The sequence below is a fragment of the Caulobacter sp. FV2ps19 genome (assembly GCF_058681035.1).
This window is the reverse complement of the sequence record NZ_CM178729.1, coordinates 3,368,217-3,383,099: the sequence shown is the minus strand read 5'-3', so window position 1 is coordinate 3,383,099 and position 14,883 is coordinate 3,368,217. Positions and strand designations below refer to the sequence as shown.

9 protein-coding genes are annotated in these 14,883 nt (G+C 65.5%); 8 read left to right on the top strand and 1 reads right to left on the bottom strand.

The genetic code is table 11. The features are described from left to right. Positions 1 to 21: 21 nt before the first annotated feature. Positions 22 to 2,934, bottom strand: coding sequence for a TonB-dependent receptor (locus ACW18B_RS15965; protein WP_492048005.1), 2,913 nt, complete (start codon positions 2,932 to 2,934; stop codon positions 22 to 24). 245 nt (positions 2,935 to 3,179) lie between these two features. Between ACW18B_RS15965 and ACW18B_RS15960 the strand changes: the two genes are divergently transcribed. The 8 genes from ACW18B_RS15960 to ACW18B_RS15925 all read left to right on the top strand — a co-directional run bounded on the left by ACW18B_RS15960 (position 3,180) and on the right by ACW18B_RS15925 (position 14,876). After that, positions 3,180 to 5,261, top strand: coding sequence for a glycoside hydrolase domain-containing protein (locus ACW18B_RS15960; RefSeq protein ID WP_492048004.1), 2,082 nt, complete (start codon positions 3,180 to 3,182; stop codon positions 5,259 to 5,261). 571 nt (positions 5,262 to 5,832) lie between these two features. Next, positions 5,833 to 6,798: a GTPase Era gene (gene era / locus ACW18B_RS15955; RefSeq protein WP_492048003.1), complete on the top strand. Its 966-nt coding sequence runs from the start codon at positions 5,833 to 5,835 to the stop codon at positions 6,796 to 6,798. Between the two features lie 150 nt (positions 6,799 to 6,948). Further along, positions 6,949 to 7,680, top strand: a complete 732-nt coding sequence (gene recO, locus ACW18B_RS15950; RefSeq protein WP_492051749.1) for a DNA repair protein RecO — start codon at positions 6,949 to 6,951, stop codon at positions 7,678 to 7,680. Between the two features lie 63 nt (positions 7,681 to 7,743). After that, positions 7,744 to 9,333, top strand: a complete 1,590-nt coding sequence (locus tag ACW18B_RS15945; RefSeq protein ID WP_492048002.1) for an alkaline phosphatase D family protein — start codon at positions 7,744 to 7,746, stop codon at positions 9,331 to 9,333. A gap of 59 nt (positions 9,334 to 9,392) precedes the next feature. Continuing rightward, positions 9,393 to 11,672: a DNA topoisomerase IV subunit A gene (gene parC, locus ACW18B_RS15940; RefSeq protein ID WP_492048000.1), complete on the top strand. Its 2,280-nt coding sequence runs from the start codon at positions 9,393 to 9,395 to the stop codon at positions 11,670 to 11,672. Next, the gene (locus tag ACW18B_RS15935) at positions 11,669 to 13,006 is read left to right on the top strand and encodes a serine hydrolase domain-containing protein (RefSeq protein ID WP_492047999.1); all 1,338 of its coding nucleotides are present in this window, start codon (positions 11,669 to 11,671) and stop codon (positions 13,004 to 13,006) included. Before parC ends, ACW18B_RS15935 begins: the two co-directional genes overlap by 4 nt. Before the next feature lie 11 nt (positions 13,007 to 13,017). Continuing rightward, the gene (locus tag ACW18B_RS15930; protein WP_492047998.1) at positions 13,018 to 13,596 is read left to right on the top strand and encodes a TMEM175 family protein; all 579 of its coding nucleotides are present in this window, start codon (positions 13,018 to 13,020) and stop codon (positions 13,594 to 13,596) included. Positions 13,597 to 13,697: 101 nt separating this feature from the next. Next, positions 13,698 to 14,876: a saccharopine dehydrogenase family protein gene (locus ACW18B_RS15925; protein ID WP_492047997.1), complete on the top strand. Its 1,179-nt coding sequence runs from the start codon at positions 13,698 to 13,700 to the stop codon at positions 14,874 to 14,876. The last annotated feature ends 7 nt before the right edge of the window (positions 14,877 to 14,883 follow it).

Genomic DNA, 14,883 nt, shown 5'->3' with positions numbered 1-14,883 from the left:
CCCCGCGAGCCCAAGGCGGGTCTAGAACCGCCAGTTCATGTTGAGGCTTAGGTAGCGGCCGTTCTCGATATAGTCGCGCACGCCGCCCTCACCCTTCCCGAAGGTGTAGTAATAGGTATAGCTGTTGAGCAGGTTCTGGACCTTGAACGTCGCTGTCAGATTCGGCGTGATGTTCCGACGCAGCATCAGATCCACGAAGTGGTAGTCCTGCTCATAGGGATCGTTACCGTAGTCCTCGATGTCTTCCAGCGACGCGGCCTGGTAGTTATAGGCCACATAGGACTCCCAGCCGTTACGCTCCCAGAACATTTCCAGGTTCACGATCTGGTTTGGAGTCTCCATGAAGGGCAGGGTGTAGCCCTCGGGGTGCCAGGACAGGCCGGTCTGGGCTTCTGAGCGCTGAAGGGTGGCGTTCAGCGCCACGCCCAGGCCATCGAACGGCGCAGGCAGCCAGTGCAGTTGCTGGCGGGCGTTGAACTCGACGCCATAGATCTTGGCCTTGTGGCCGTTCAGCGGTTGGGAGATCGACACGCCCGACGGGTCGTCGAACTCGCCTGCCGTGCCGTTCTGGATCACCGAGGACGATGATCGGAACAGGAACTTGTCGATATTCTTGTAGAACAGGGCCACCGAATAGGCGCCGGTGCGGCCGTTGTAATACTCTGCCGACAGATCATAGTTGGTCGAGGTCATAGGCTTCAGGTTCGGATTACCCTGACTGATCGCCTCGAGCACCCACTGGTTGGTCGGGTTGGTGACGCCGTCGCCGTCCGGATCGCTGTTGTAGCTGTATTCCTTGACCGAGGTCATCCGGTTGATGTCCGGACGCGAGACACTGGTCCAGATCGCCGCGCGCAGCTTGGCGTTGGTGCTCAGGTCGTAGTTGATATGGACCGACGGCAGCCAGTTGGTGAAGCCTGATGTGTCCTTGGTGTAGTCTTCGCCGTGCACCGGATCCTCGGTCCAGGCGCGGATGAGGTTCTTGGTGTCTTCCATGCGGACGCCGGCGATGATCTCGGCGTCGCCAAAGCGGGCGGTGGCCATCGCATAGGCCGAGACGACCTTCTCGTCGTAGAACCAGGTCGAGGCGTAGTCGATCGCGTCCACTTCGTTCTTGGTCAGCAGAGTCGATTGGCCCGCCTGGCCGCGCTTGATCTCGGCCATCATCTTGTCGGTGTCGATGACCGCGCCCAACTGGTAGAGGCCGGTATAGCGCCCGCCGAACATGTCGGTGACGGGTTCGCCAAACAGGGCCGAGTAGTCGGCCATCGTGCCCTTGGGCGACAGGTCCATCAGCGAGCCGTTCACGCGTTCGCGCTCTGACTTGTAGTACTTGGCGCCGGCGCGCACTTCCTGAAGCCATGAGCCCGTCGGCGTGTAGCGGACGTTGAACTGGCCCTGGTTCAGGGTCTCCTTTGCGCCGCCATAGCTGCCGCTGAGGCTTGAGGCGTTGAACTCCTTGAGGTCCTGTACGCCCGCCATGCCCGCCGGGTTCAGCACCCACTTCAGGTACTGCGGATCGTCCTGGCTGAGGATCTCGACGCCTTCGTTTCCCTTCCACAGATAGGCGTTGCGGCCGAAGTAAATTTCGTAGCTATCGATGATGTTGTCTTCGGACTCCGAGTGCGACAGGTCGTAGTCGATCTTGAAGTCGCCAAAGGTGCTTTCGCCGCCGAAATTGACCAGCGACAGCAGGCCCTTGGTCGTGCCGCCCTCCCAGTAGCGGCGCAGGCGGAAGCCCTTCGGGTCCCACGCGCCCGAGGCGCCGTTCAGGCTATAGTAACCGGCGCCGCCCTTGTCGGCGTCGGTGATCACGCCATCCTTGTCGCGGTCGACGATCTGGCTGGTGGTGTAGCTGTAGATCGCGCCCTTGGCGCCGTAGCCGGTGATGGCGTTCTGCGGCTGGGCCAGGCCGCCGGCCTTCTTGTCGACCTGCTCGAGACGGTTGGAGACACTGGTGCCGCCTTCGTTGCGGAAGTTCAGGCGGTTTCTGAACTGGGTCTCGGTGTACTCGTTATACTGGCCGCGCAAGTGGAACAGGTGGTTGTCGCCGCGCCAGTCAAGCGAGCCGTTGAAGCCCCAGCGCTCGACGTCTGTATTGCCGGTGGACATCTCGAAACCGCGGGTCACGAAGGTCTTGGGATCGAAGTCCAGGCTCTGGGTGGTGCTGTACCAGGTGCGGGGCATGTTGTCCCCGGAGTTGCCGACCTGCTCGAACTGCGAGCGGCGCTTGGAATAATTGCCGGTGATGAAAACGCCCAGGCGATCGTTGAACTGCTTGCCGATCGAGAGGTCGCTCGCCCACGAGGTGCGGTCGTCGCGCTGCTGCAGCAACGTGCCCTCGACCGAACCGGCGATATAGGTCGGCTTGTAGTCGAAGGCGGTTGGGGTCTTGATGTCGATCGTGCCGCCGATGGCGTCGCCGTCCATGTAGGGCAGCAGGCTCTTATAGACGGTGATCTGGTCGACGCCCGAGGTCGGCAGGAAGCTCAGGCGCACGCCCCGGTGGAAGTTGTCGCTGGGCGAGCCGGTGCCGCCCATCCGCACGCCATTGACGGCATAGGCGTTGTACTCGGTCGACATGCCGCGGATGACGACGCGGTCGCCTTCGCCGGTGAAGTGGTTGCGCACGGCCGAGACGCCGGGAATGCGCGAGGCGGCTTCGGTCAGGTTGGACGAGGGCAACTTGCCCATGTCGTCGGCGCTGACGCTGTCGGAGATCATGTCGTTGTTGCGCTTTTCGTCCATCGAGCGGCGCAGACCCTGAATATAGCCGGTGACGACCACCCCTTCGACTTCCGTGCCATCGGCGGTCGTGGTCGTCTTGGTGGGTTCAGCGACGGATTGGACCTGGGCCGTGGCCCATTCCGGAAACGCCGCCAGGAGCGCCAGACCGCCCGCTGCGGCCAGGTAGTGAGACTTTGAACTGATCATTTAATCCCCCGTGCTTACATGAGCGCACGGTGGAGAGACGTGAGAGCCGGCAAGTTTGACAGCCGTCACGAATATTTTGCCTTCTCTTCTCTGATTTGTCGCAATTGACCCGTCTCCCGACGTCGCCAAGTTGTCATCGATCGCTTCTATTGGCGCGGTGTTGGGGAAATGTGTGGGGCGTTATGCGCGACATGAGGATTTTGAGCGGGCTGGCGTGGTTGCGCCGCGTGCTGGGTCATCCGGTGATGATCGCCAAGGGCGCCTTGCGCGCGCTTGTGCTGTCCTCGCTGCTTGTGGTCCCGGCTGCGGCGCGCGGTGCGGATCCAGTCGATCTGGTCGACCCGTTCGTTGGCACGTCGGGCGACCACGGCCAGTTGACCCCCGCCGCCACCGGCCCCTACGGCATGGTGCAATTGTCACCCGACACGCGTCCGGCCGAGCATGCGGGCTATGACTTCGCCGCCAGGCAACTGACCGGTTTTTCGCACACGCGGGCCGTTGGCGTCGGCTGCGGCGGCGCGGGCGGCGACCTGCATGTGGCGGTCGGCTATGTGGGGGATGGCCCTGTCTGGTCCCTGGATAAAAGCTCAGAACGCGCTTCGCCCGGCTGGTATCGCGTCCGCTACGGACAGGGCGTCGAGGCCCAACTGGCGGCGCTCGGTGCGGCTGGCGTCTCTCGGTTCCACATGCCCCGCGCCGGGATGGTCCGCGTCGTGTTCGACCCGCGCCATGGCTACGCCAGGCAGCGGACGGCCGAATGGACAGCGCGCGAGGCTGGCGACCTGCGGGGGCGGATGTCGGCCGGCACGGTCTGTGACGCGGGCCTCTATCATCTGTCGTTCGCCGCGACTCTGACCTTGAACGAACAGCCGGTCCGCGTCGCCCCTACGCGCCTGGACGGCGATCGACTGGCCTTCGACCTGCCGGTGGCGGCCGGCGACCGTGTGACGGTGCGCGCGGGCCTGTCGGTCGTCGATCCCGCCTCCGCCCGGCGCGTACTCGACACCGCCGTCGGCGGGCGAAGTCTCGAACAGGTGCGCGCTGCGGCGCGCGCGGCCTGGGCCAAGGAGCTTGGGCGCGTCCAGATCGCGGGCGATGGCGAGCGGGCGCGGCTGATCTATACGCACCTGTTTCGCGTCATGCAGACCCCGGCGCGCATTGACGACGCCGACGGCCGGTATCGTCGCTCGGACGGCTCCGCGCACCAGGCTCCAAAGGGGCGTCACCGCTACGCCGGCTGGGCTGTGTGGGATAACTACCGCACTCAGCTGCCGCTACTGGGCCTGCTCGACCCCGACCGCTCATCCGACATCGCCGCTTCGCTTGCCGAGCTGTATTTGGCCGGCAAGGTCCAATGGGCGACCGAAACAGAGCCCTTCATCACGGTGCGCACCGAGCATGCCGGCGTGGCCCTGCTCGATTTCCGCCGCAAGGGGATCGACGGCTTTGACGCCCAGGCAATTCTGCCGCTGATGGTCGCCGAACTGAAGGACCTGCCGCGCGAAACACCCGACGAGCAGATCGAGACCGCATACGACACTTGGGCTGCGGGCGAGCTTGCGCGCGATCTCGGCCAGGTTGAGCGCGCCGACCAGCTGCGCGGCGAGGCTCTGGCGTACCGCGGCATGTGGCGGCGGGTGTTTGGCGAAGTGTCGGGCGACTTCGACGTGGTCAAGGCGAGGGGGCTCTACCAAGGCACGCTCTGGCAGTACCGCTGGGCGCCGGTCTTCGACCTCGACTGGTTGGTCAGCGAAGGCTTGGGAAGGGAGCGGTTCAGCACCGAGTTGACGCGATTTTTTGGCGAGGGCTTGTTCAACATGACCAACCAGCCGGACATTCACGCGCCGTTCCTGTATGCGGCAACCGGAGAAGCTGAACCGACGGCGCGCCTCGTCGACCAGATCCTGCACCGGCCGATGGACCACGGGTACACCAACGGCGGCAAGCGTGCGGCTCCATGGCGCGGCCGCGCTTTCGCACTCGACCCCATCGGTTATGCCGACGGTATGGATGATGACGCCGGCGGCATGGCCGCCTGGTATGTTTGGGCGTCGCTTGGTCTCTACCCGTTGATCCCGGGCGAGCCACGCTACGCCCTGACCACGCCATCCTTTGACCGGTCCAAGATCATCTTGCCTGGCGGTCGTGTGGTGAGGATCCAGAGGCGCGGACCCGCGAACGGGCGTCTGGTGGCGGCGCGGTGGAATGGGCGGCCTCTGCCTGATCTCTTCATTGATCATGCTGTGCTGACCCAGGGAGGGCGCCTGGAATTCATGCTCGCTAGAGGCCCGGCCCAGAGCCGCTCAAATTCGATTTCGGCACATTGATGTCTATGCTCAGTCCGATCTGGGCCTCTGACGCTTTAGCGACCTCCAGTTGATCAAAACGCCACCGGCTAAGGTCAAGTTTCTCGAGCTGCGTTGATGTCGGCAATGGGGAGCACGGATGACCTGCCTCCGATCTTTCATCCAGCGCGGACCAGAGCCTCACCCAATCGATGCTCCAAGAGCCCCAACCTGGCTCCAAGACAATCGTAGGGCTTTCGGCTCCGCGGCAGTCCAGATTGAGAACTCGATCTCTGGACAATTCCACCAATCGCGCGGGGCTCTCGTAGGCGTGATGGGTCGTGTCACTGGGCGGTTGGATGACCAAAGCTATAGCCATGGGGGAAAGTGCGCTGAACATAAGTTCCCGCAAGCCCGAGTAGCCAACCTCCTATGGCGGTTTACATGTGTCAACTTCAACTTGGTGCTATCTGAGACGGCTTCAAAATTGTTGGGCTCCGAAGTTCGATCATCAGCCTCAACGGCCCCCTCCCAAAGTCCGCCCCCGCCAAGCCGCCCGCCTTCCCGCCAAAGATGGAGGAATCCCGGCCTCGCTGTGCTACACGCACGCGCAATGACTGACACCACCTCACAAAACACCGCCCTGCCCACGCGGGCCGGCTTCGCCGCCATCATCGGCGCGCCCAATGCGGGCAAGTCCACCCTGGTCAATCGCATGGTCGGGGCCAAGGTCTCGATCGTCACCCAGAAGGTCCAGACCACGCGCTTTCCCGTGCGCGGCGTGGCCATGCACGGCGCCGCCCAGATCATCCTGGTCGACACCCCCGGCATCTTCAGCCCCCGCCGCCGCCTGGACCGCGCCATGGTCCGCGCGGCCTGGAGCGGTTCGGAAGAGGCCGAGGTCACCGTGCATCTGGTCGACGTCCAGGGCGAACTGGCCTCGAACAGCAACACGGCCACGCCCGGCGAGCACCGCTCGATGCAGGACGTCCAGACCATCATCGAGGGCCTGAAGACCGCCAACCGCCAGGTGATCCTGGCGCTGAACAAGATCGACGGCGTCAAGCGCGACACCCTGCTGGCCGTGACCCAGGAGCTGTTCGACACCGGCGTCTATTCCGAGGTGTTCATGATCAGCGCCGCCACCGGCGCCGGCGTCGATGATCTGATGGAGCGCCTGGCCGGCATGATGCCCGAGAGCCCGTGGCTGTATCCGGAAGACCAGACCGCTGACCTGCCGGCCCGCCTGCTGGCCGCCGAGATCACCCGCGAGAAGATCTATCTGCGCGTCCACGAGGAGCTGCCCTACGCCGCCTCGGTGGAAACGACCGCCTTCGAGGAACGCGCCGACGGCAGCGCCCGCATCGAACAGACCATCTATGTCGAGCGCGACGGCCAGCGCGCCATCGTGCTGGGCAAGGGCGGCCAGACCCTGAAATGGATCGGCCAGGCCGCGCGCGAGGAGCTGTGCGACATCCTGGATCGCAAGGTGCACCTGTTCCTGCACGTCAAGGTCAAGGAAAACTGGGCCGAAGAGCGGGGCGTCTTCAACGACATGGGTCTGGATTTTGACGTCTGATCGTCTTTCCTTCTCCCAGAGGGAGAAGGAGGGGCCCGCGCCGCAGGCGTGGGAGGATGAGGGGTTACGCCCTTCGACGTCTTACGCCCTCACCCTCCCACCGCTTCGCGGCGGGTCCCTCCCTCTCCCCCCGGGAGAGGGCGGATGAGCCTGGAATGGGAAGATGAGGCCCTGGTGCTGTCGGCCCGCATCCATGGTGAGACGGGGGCCATTGTTGAGCTGCTGACCCTGGAGCGCGGCAAGTTCGCGGCCCATGTGTCGGGCGCGGCCTCGCGGCGGATGAAGCCGTTCCTGCAGCCCGGCTCGCGGGTGACCGCCCGCTATCGCGCCCGGATGTCCGATCAGCTGGGCGCGGCGACCCTGGAGCCGATGGGCGAGGGCGTCGCGGCCCTGTTCGATGATCCCCTGGCCCTGGCCGGACTGTCGTCCGCCGCGTCGCTGGCGGCCGGCGCCCTGCCCGAACGCGAGGCCCATCCGGGCGCGTTCCATGCGCTGGAGGCGCTGATCGGGGTGCTGCCGATCCCCGACATCTGGCCGGCGGTCTATGTGCGCTATGAGGCGGGGCTGTTGCAGGAGCTGGGCTTTGGCCTGGATCTCTCCAAATGCGCAGCGACCGGCAGTTTCGATGACCTGATCTATGTCAGCCCGCGCACCGGCCGGGCCGTCAGCCGTGAGGCCGGCGCGCCCTACAAGGACAAGCTGTTGCCCCTGCCGCCGTTCTTGCTGTCGGCCCAGGGCGGGCTGGCGGAGGGGGATGTGAAGGCCGGGCTGGAGATCACCGGCCACTTCCTGGAGCAGTTCGTGTTCGGCCCGCTGAACCGGCCGCTGCCGCCGACCCGGACCTGGCTGCTGGACCGGCTGGGGGAGGCGGGAAGACTGTAGTCTTGCGGGTGACAAACCGTCACACGGACGCGCTATCGGAGACGCAAGTTCCGGAGCTTCGCCATGTCCCTGCCGATCGATCTCTACAACCTGTCCCGCCGTCATCTGCTGCAGACCTTGGGGGGATCGGCGGCCAGCGCTTTGGTGCTGCCGTTCCTGACCGGCGCGGCCCTGGCCCAGCCGATCTTCAACTCCTCGCCGTTCCAGCTGGGGATCGCCTCGGGCGATCCGGCCCCGGACGGCTTCGTGATCTGGACCCGCCTGGCGCCTCAGCCGTTCGAGATCGGCTACGGCATGCCGATGGTCCCCGTTGAGGTCCGCTGGGAGGTCGCCGCCGACGCCGGCTTCAAGACCGTGGTCGCCAAGGGCGTCGCCATCGCCCCGCCCGAACTGGGTCACGCCGTCCATGTCGAGGTCGCGGGGCTGCAGCCCAATCGCGACTACTGGTATCGGTTCGTGGCCGGCAGCGAGCGCAGCGGCGTGGGCCGGGCCCGCACCACGCCCGCCCTGGGCTCCCCAGTCGATCGCGTCCGCTTCGCCGTCGCCGGCTGTCAGCACTATGAGGGCGGCTACTATACCGCCCATCGGCGGATGGCCGAGGACCGCCCTGACTTCGTGTTCTGCTACGGCGACTACATCTATGAGGGGCGCGGCAATCGGCTGTCGAACGGGCCGAACGGACCGGTGGAAAACGTCCGCCAACACTTCGGCGGCGAGATCTACAGCCTGGACGACTATCGCCGCCGCTACGCCCAGTACAAGATGGACCCCGACCTGCAGGCTGCCCACGCCGCCGCGCCCTGGTTCGTGGTCTGGGACGACCACGAGACCGACAACAACTGGGTGTCGGACATCGATCAGGACGGCACCGATCCCAAGCTGTTCAACCTCCGCCGTCAGGCCGCCGTCCAGGCCTATTATGAGCATATGCCGCTGCGGGCCAGCGCCTTCCCGGTGGGGACCAGTCTGCAGCTTTATCGCCGCGCGGCCTATGGAGATCTGCTGGAGCTCAACCTGCTCGACACCCGCCAGTTCCGCACAGATCAGCCCTGCGGCGACCAGTGGGGCGTCTGCGGCGAGCTGGAAAATCTCAAGGCCGAGGTCCTCGGGCTGAAGCAGGAGAAGTGGCTGGTGGACGGCCTGTCGGCCTCCAAGACCACCTGGAATGTCCTGGCCCAGCAGGTGATGATGATGGATCTGGATCGTGATCCCGGCCCCGCGGTCGTCGCCAACGCGGACTCCTGGGCTGGCTATCGGACCCCGCGCAACCGGCTGCTCAAGCAGATCCGCGACCGCAAGATCGGTAACATGATCGTGCTGACCGGCGATGAGCACCAGAACTATGCCGGCGAGCTGTTTCTGGATGGCGCCCATCCCGACGGCGCGCCGATCGCCAGTGAATTTGTCGTCACCTCGATCTCTTCGGGCGGCGATGGCGTTGATCAGCGTGCGGACATGGCCAAGATCCAGGCGGTCAATCCGCAGCTGAAATTCAACAACGCCCAGCGCGGCTACGCCATCTGCGATGTGACGCGTCAGCGGTGGACCACCGAGTTCAAGGTGATGGATGGCATCACCCGGCGGGAAGGAACGCTGTCCACGCGGGCGAAATGGGCGGTCGAGGCGGGAAATCCACGGCTCGTTTCGGTCTAGGCCATCGAATCGGGGGAGGGATTGCTGCTAGGGTGCAGGCCCAGTAACGATTCCTCCTCATGAACAAACCTGTCCTTCCCCCCGGCGGTCCTGGCGACGGCGACCGCATCCTTGACGAGCCCCTGACCGAGGCCCTGTCGCGCCGCTATCTGGCCTATGCCCTGTCGACGATCAGTTCGCGGGCCCTGCCGGACGTGCGCGACGGGCTCAAGCCTGTGCACCGTCGCGTGCTGTACGCGATGAACAACATGCGCCTGAACCCAGAGGCCGCGGCGCGCAAGTGCGCCAAGGTGGTGGGTGAGGTGATGGGTAACTTCCACCCGCACGGCGACCAGTCGATCTATGACGCCCTGGTGCGTCTGGCCCAGGAGTTCGCTCAGCGCATCCCGCTGGTCGAGGGCCAGGGCAATTTCGGCAATATCGACGGCGATAGCGCTGCGGCCATGCGCTACACCGAATGCCGGATGACCACGGCGGCGACGCTGCTGCTGGACGGCATCGATGAGGACGCGGTCGATTTCCGGCCCACCTATGACGGCCAGGACGAGGAGCCGGTGGTTCTGCCGTCGGGCTTCCCCAACCTGCTGGCCAACGGCTCGTCGGGCATCGCGGTCGGCATGGCCACCTCCATCCCGCCGCACAACGCCGCCGAGCTGATCGACGGCTGCCTGCTGCTGCTCAGCCGTCCCGACGCGACGACCGCCGATCTGCTGGAGCGCATCCCGGGCCCCGACTTCCCGACTGGCGGCGTCATTGTCGAGCCGCGCGACAGCTTGCTGGAAACCTACGAGACCGGCCGCGGCGGCGTGCGCGTCCGCGCCAAGTGGGAGAAGGAAGACACCGGTCGCGGCACCTATCAGATCGTCGTCACCGAAATTCCCTATCAGGTGAAGAAGTCGGATCTGGTCGAGCAGCTGGCCGACCTGATCGAAAACAAGAAGGCGGCCCTGCTGGGCGACGTGCGCGACGAGAGCGCCGAGGACATCCGGCTGGTGCTGGAGCCCAAGTCCAAGAACGTCGAGCCCGAAGTGCTGATGGAGAGCCTGTTCAAGCTCTCGGCGCTGGAGAGCCGCTTCCCGGTCAATATGAACGTGCTGGACGCGCGCGGCACGCCGGGCGTGATGGGGCTGAAGCAGGCGCTGATGGCGTTCCTCGCCCACCGTCGCGAGGTGCTGACCCGCCGGGCCCGTCACCGCCTGGGCAAGATCGAGGCCCGTCTGCACATTTTGGACGGTTTGCTGATCGCATACCTCAATCTGGATGAGGTGATCCGCATCGTCCGTTACGAGGACGAGCCGAAACAGAAGCTGATCTCGACCTTCACGCTGTCCGACATCCAGGCCGACGCCATCCTCAACACCCGCCTGCGCCAGTTGGCCAAGCTGGAAGAGATGGAGATCCGCCGCGAGCACGCCGAGCTGATGGAAGAGCGCGACGGCATCCTGGCCATGCTGGCCAGCGACGAGGCCCAGTGGAAGCTGGTCGGCTCGGGACTGAGCGAGGTGCGCGCCGCCCTGCTGAAGATCAAGCATCCGCTGGACAAGGGCGGGCGTCCCACCGGCGCCGTGGGCCGTTCGATCTTCGCCGAGGCGCCGCTGGTCGACGCCGAAGCCGCCATCGAGGCGATGATCGTCCGTGAACCGATCACCATCATCCTGTCGGACCGTGGCTGGATCCGCGCCGCCAAGGGCAAGGTGGAGGATCCGTCCGAACTGAAGTTCAAGGAAGGCGACAAGCTGGGCTTCCTGGTCCCGGCCGAGACCACCGACAAGCTGCTGATCTTCAGCTCCGACGGCCGCTTCTTCACGATCGGCTGCGACAAGCTGCCCAGCGCTCGGGGCCATGGCGAGCCGCTGCGGATGATGATCGAGCTGGAAGACAAGGTGAAGATCCTCGACGTCTTCCCGTTCAAGGCGGGCCGCAAACGCATTTTGGCCTCCAAGCTCGGCTATGGCTTCCTGATGCCCGAGGAAGAAGCCTTGGCCAATCGCAAGGCCGGCAAGCAGGTCCTGACCGTCGACGCGGCGGGCGCGGCCTTCTGCCTGGAAGCCGTCGGCGACCAGATGGCTGTGATCGGCGACAACGGCAAGATCCTGATCTTCCCGCTGGAAGAGCTGCCGGAAATGCCGCGCGGCAAGGGCGTCAAGCTGCAGGCCTATCGTGAGGGCGGCCTGCGCGACGCGCTGTCGTTCAACGCCGAGACCGGCGGCTACTGGATCGATTCCGCCGGTCGCCGTCGCGACTGGACCGACTGGAACCTCTTTGTCGGCAAGCGGGCCGGGGCCGGCAAGCTGGCGCCCAAGGGCTTCCCGACCTCCAAGCGGTTCAAGCCGAAATGAACAGCGGGCGGCTGAGGCGGAAGGCGATCGCGTTTGTCGCCAGCCTGCTCGGCTATGCGGCCGCGGCGGGCGGGGCTACGGCCGCGCCCCTGCCGCGCGCCCATCCCGAGGCCGTCGGCTTCTCGTCCGAAAAGCTGCGCAAGCTGGACGAGACGATGCAGGCCATGGTCGACCAGGGCCATGTCGCCGGGGCGGTGACCCTGCTGGCCCGGCATGGCAAGCTCGTACAGGCCGCCACCTTCGGCAAGCGCGGGCTCGAGACCGGCGATCCGATGCCGGCCGACGCCATCTTCCGCATCCGGTCGGAAACCAAGCCGGTCACCGGCGTGGCGATGATGATCCTGTATGAAGAGGGCAGGTGGAAGCTGGACGATCCGGTCAGCAAATATGTGCCGGAATTCGCCAATCTGCGGGTCGCCACGATGGACGCCGAGGGGCGACCGGTGCTGAAGCCGATCTCGCGCCCGCCCACCATGCGCGAGCTGATGACCCATACGGCGGGTTTCGCCTATGGCATCGCCGACGACCCGTCCAGCCCCGCCGACCAGGCCTATTTCAAGGCTTCGGTGCTGCAGTCGGAGTCGCTGGACCAACTGGTGCGCAAGGTCTCGGACCTGCCGATGTTCGCCGAGCCGGGCACGTTGTGGCGCTACAGCATCGCCGCCGATATCCAGGGCTATATCGTCGAGAAGCTGTCGGGCCAGTCGCTGCCGGTGTTCATGCAGGAGCGCATCTTCACGCCGCTGGGCATGGGCGATACGGCCTTTTATGTGCCGCAGGAGAAGGTCGGCCGGCTGGCTGCACTGTATGATGCCGACGCCAGCGGTCATCTGATCCCGGCCGTCGAGGGCGGCTGGCGCGATATCACCCGGCCGCCGCTGGCCCCGTCGGGCGGCGGGGGACTGGTCTCGACGGCTCATGATTTCGCGCGTTTCGCCCAGATGCTGCTCAATGGCGGCGACCTTGAGGGTGTGCGGATCCTGCAGCCCGAAACGGTGGCCCTGATGCGGCTGAACCAACTGCCGCCCAGCTTCACGGTCACCACCAACGGCACGGCCAATGTGCTGCAGCCGACCCAGAAGCCTTTCCCGTTCGCGGCGGGCATGGGCTACGGCCTGGACGTCGCCGTGGCTGTGGATCCAGCCGCTTCCGGCGCGCCCGTTGGGCCGGGGACCATCAGCTGGGGCGGCAGCGCCGGCACCTGGTTCTGGATCGACCCGGCCAATGACCTGTTCTTCATCGGCATGATCCAGCGCCTGGGCGGCGTGGGATCAGGGCTGGACGCCACCACGCGAACGCTGGTTTATCAGGCGCTGGAACATCCAGATCAATAGGGGGCATGGGGATGGGCAAGGGGCGAATTGAGGCGTTCAGCGATGGCGTTCTGGCCATTGTCATCACCATCATGGTGCTGGAGCTGAAGGTTCCGCATCACCCGGATCTGGCGTCGCTGGGTCCGCTGATCCCTGTGTTCCTCAGCTATGTTCTGAGCTTCATCTATGTCGGCATCTACTGGAACAATCACCACCACATGTTCCATGTCGTGACCTCGGTGACCGGGCCGATCCTGTGGGCCAATCTGCACCTGCTGTTCTGGTTGTCGCTGGTGCCGTTCGTCACGGGCTGGATGGGCGAGAACCATTTCGCCGCCGTACCCGTCGCGCTGTATGGCGGCGTGATGCTGATGTGCGCCCTGGCCTTCATGCTCTTGGCCCGGCTGCTGGTCCGCAACGAGGGGCCGGACTCCAAACTGGCCCAGGCCTTTGGCAAGGACTACAAAACCAAGCTGTCGCCGTTGCTGTACGTCGCGGGCATCGGCCTGGCCTTCCTCAATCCGTGGGTCGGGGTCGGTTGCTACGTCGCCGTGGCGGGGATCTGGTTTATCCCCGACCGTCGCATCGAGCGCGTGCTCAAGGCGGGATAGGTCCGCCCGGACGCTCTCCCAGCGCGGTCAATTCAAACGGGCGTTTGCATCGATCGCCCAACCCGGTCATGTTGCCGACAACAAGACCAGGGGAGGGGCGCATGAACCCGACGGCGGAATTCGACATCATCGTTTATGGGGCCAGCGGCTTCACCGGGCGGCTGGTCGCCGAGTACTTGGCCAAGCAATATGGCGTCGGGGGAAAGCTGCGCTGGGCGATGGCGGGGCGCAGCCTCGACAAGCTGGCCGCCGTCCGCGACGAGATCGGCGCGCCCGCCGACACTCCGCTGGTCACGGCCGACGCCGACGATCCCGTCTCGCTGAAAGCCATGGTCGCGCGGACCAAGGCGGTGCTCACCACGGTCGGGCCCTATCAGCTGTATGGCTCCAGCCTGGTGGCCGCCTGCGCGCAGGCGGGAACCGACTATCTGGACCTGTGCGGCGAGCCGGCCTGGATGCGGCAGATGATCGACACTCACCACGCCACAGCCCAGAAGAGCGGCGCGCGGATCGTGTTTTCGTGCGGGTTCGACTCCATTCCCTTCGAGCTGGGCGTCTGGTTCCTGCAGGAGGCCGCCAATGCCCAGCTGGGCGGACCGGTTCCACGGGTGAAGGGCCGGGTGCGCGGCATGAAGGGCGGCTTCTCGGGCGGTACGGCCGCCAGCCTGAAGGCGACCATGGCCGCCGCCGCACGCGATCCGTCGATCATCACGCTGCTGAAAAACCCGTTCTCACTGGTCCCGGGCTTCGAGGGACCCGCTCAGCCTTCAGGCAATAAGCCGATGCTGGACGAGGATCTCGGCGTGTGGGTCGCGCCGTTCGTGATGGCGGCGATCAATACCCGCAATGTCCACCGGTCCAACGCCCTGCTGGGCCAGGCCTATGGCGCCGACTTCGTCTATGACGAGATGATGATGACCGGGCCCGGCGAGCAGGGCGAACAGATCGCCAGGATGATCGCCGCGTCTGACGGCGGCCTGGGCGGCGAAGGCGGGCCCAAGCCCGGCGAAGGCCCCAGCCAGGAAGAGCGCGAGACCGGCTTCTATGATGTGCTGTTTCTGGGGCTCGCCGCCGACGGCCGGCAGGTCCGGGCCAGCGTCAAGGGTGACAAGGATCCCGGCTATGGATCGACGTCAAAGATGATCGCCGAGTCGGCCATTTGCCTGGTGACCGAGGCGACCGATGTCCCGGGCGGGATCTGGACGCCGGGCGCGGCGATGCAGGGCAAGCTGGTCGAGCGCCTGCAGGCCAATGCCGGACTGACCTTCGCGGTGGAGTAGGGGCTCG

Excerpts from the sequence above, each read along its gene's own strand:
- ACW18B_RS15965 (WP_492048005.1), bottom strand. The coding sequence starts at position 2,934 with ATGATCAGTTCAAAGTCTCACTACCTGGCCGCAGCGGGCGGTCTGGCG.
- ACW18B_RS15960 (WP_492048004.1), top strand. The coding sequence starts at position 3,180 with ATGATCGCCAAGGGCGCCTTGCGCGCGCTTGTGCTGTCCTCGCTGCTT.
- era (WP_492048003.1), top strand. The coding sequence starts at position 5,833 with ATGACTGACACCACCTCACAAAACACCGCCCTGCCCACGCGGGCCGGC.
- ACW18B_RS15945 (WP_492048002.1), top strand. The coding sequence starts at position 7,744 with ATGTCCCTGCCGATCGATCTCTACAACCTGTCCCGCCGTCATCTGCTG.
- parC (WP_492048000.1), top strand. The coding sequence starts at position 9,393 with ATGAACAAACCTGTCCTTCCCCCCGGCGGTCCTGGCGACGGCGACCGC.
- ACW18B_RS15935 (WP_492047999.1), top strand. The coding sequence starts at position 11,669 with ATGAACAGCGGGCGGCTGAGGCGGAAGGCGATCGCGTTTGTCGCCAGC.
- ACW18B_RS15930 (WP_492047998.1), top strand. The coding sequence starts at position 13,018 with ATGGGCAAGGGGCGAATTGAGGCGTTCAGCGATGGCGTTCTGGCCATT.
- ACW18B_RS15925 (WP_492047997.1), top strand. The coding sequence starts at position 13,698 with ATGAACCCGACGGCGGAATTCGACATCATCGTTTATGGGGCCAGCGGC.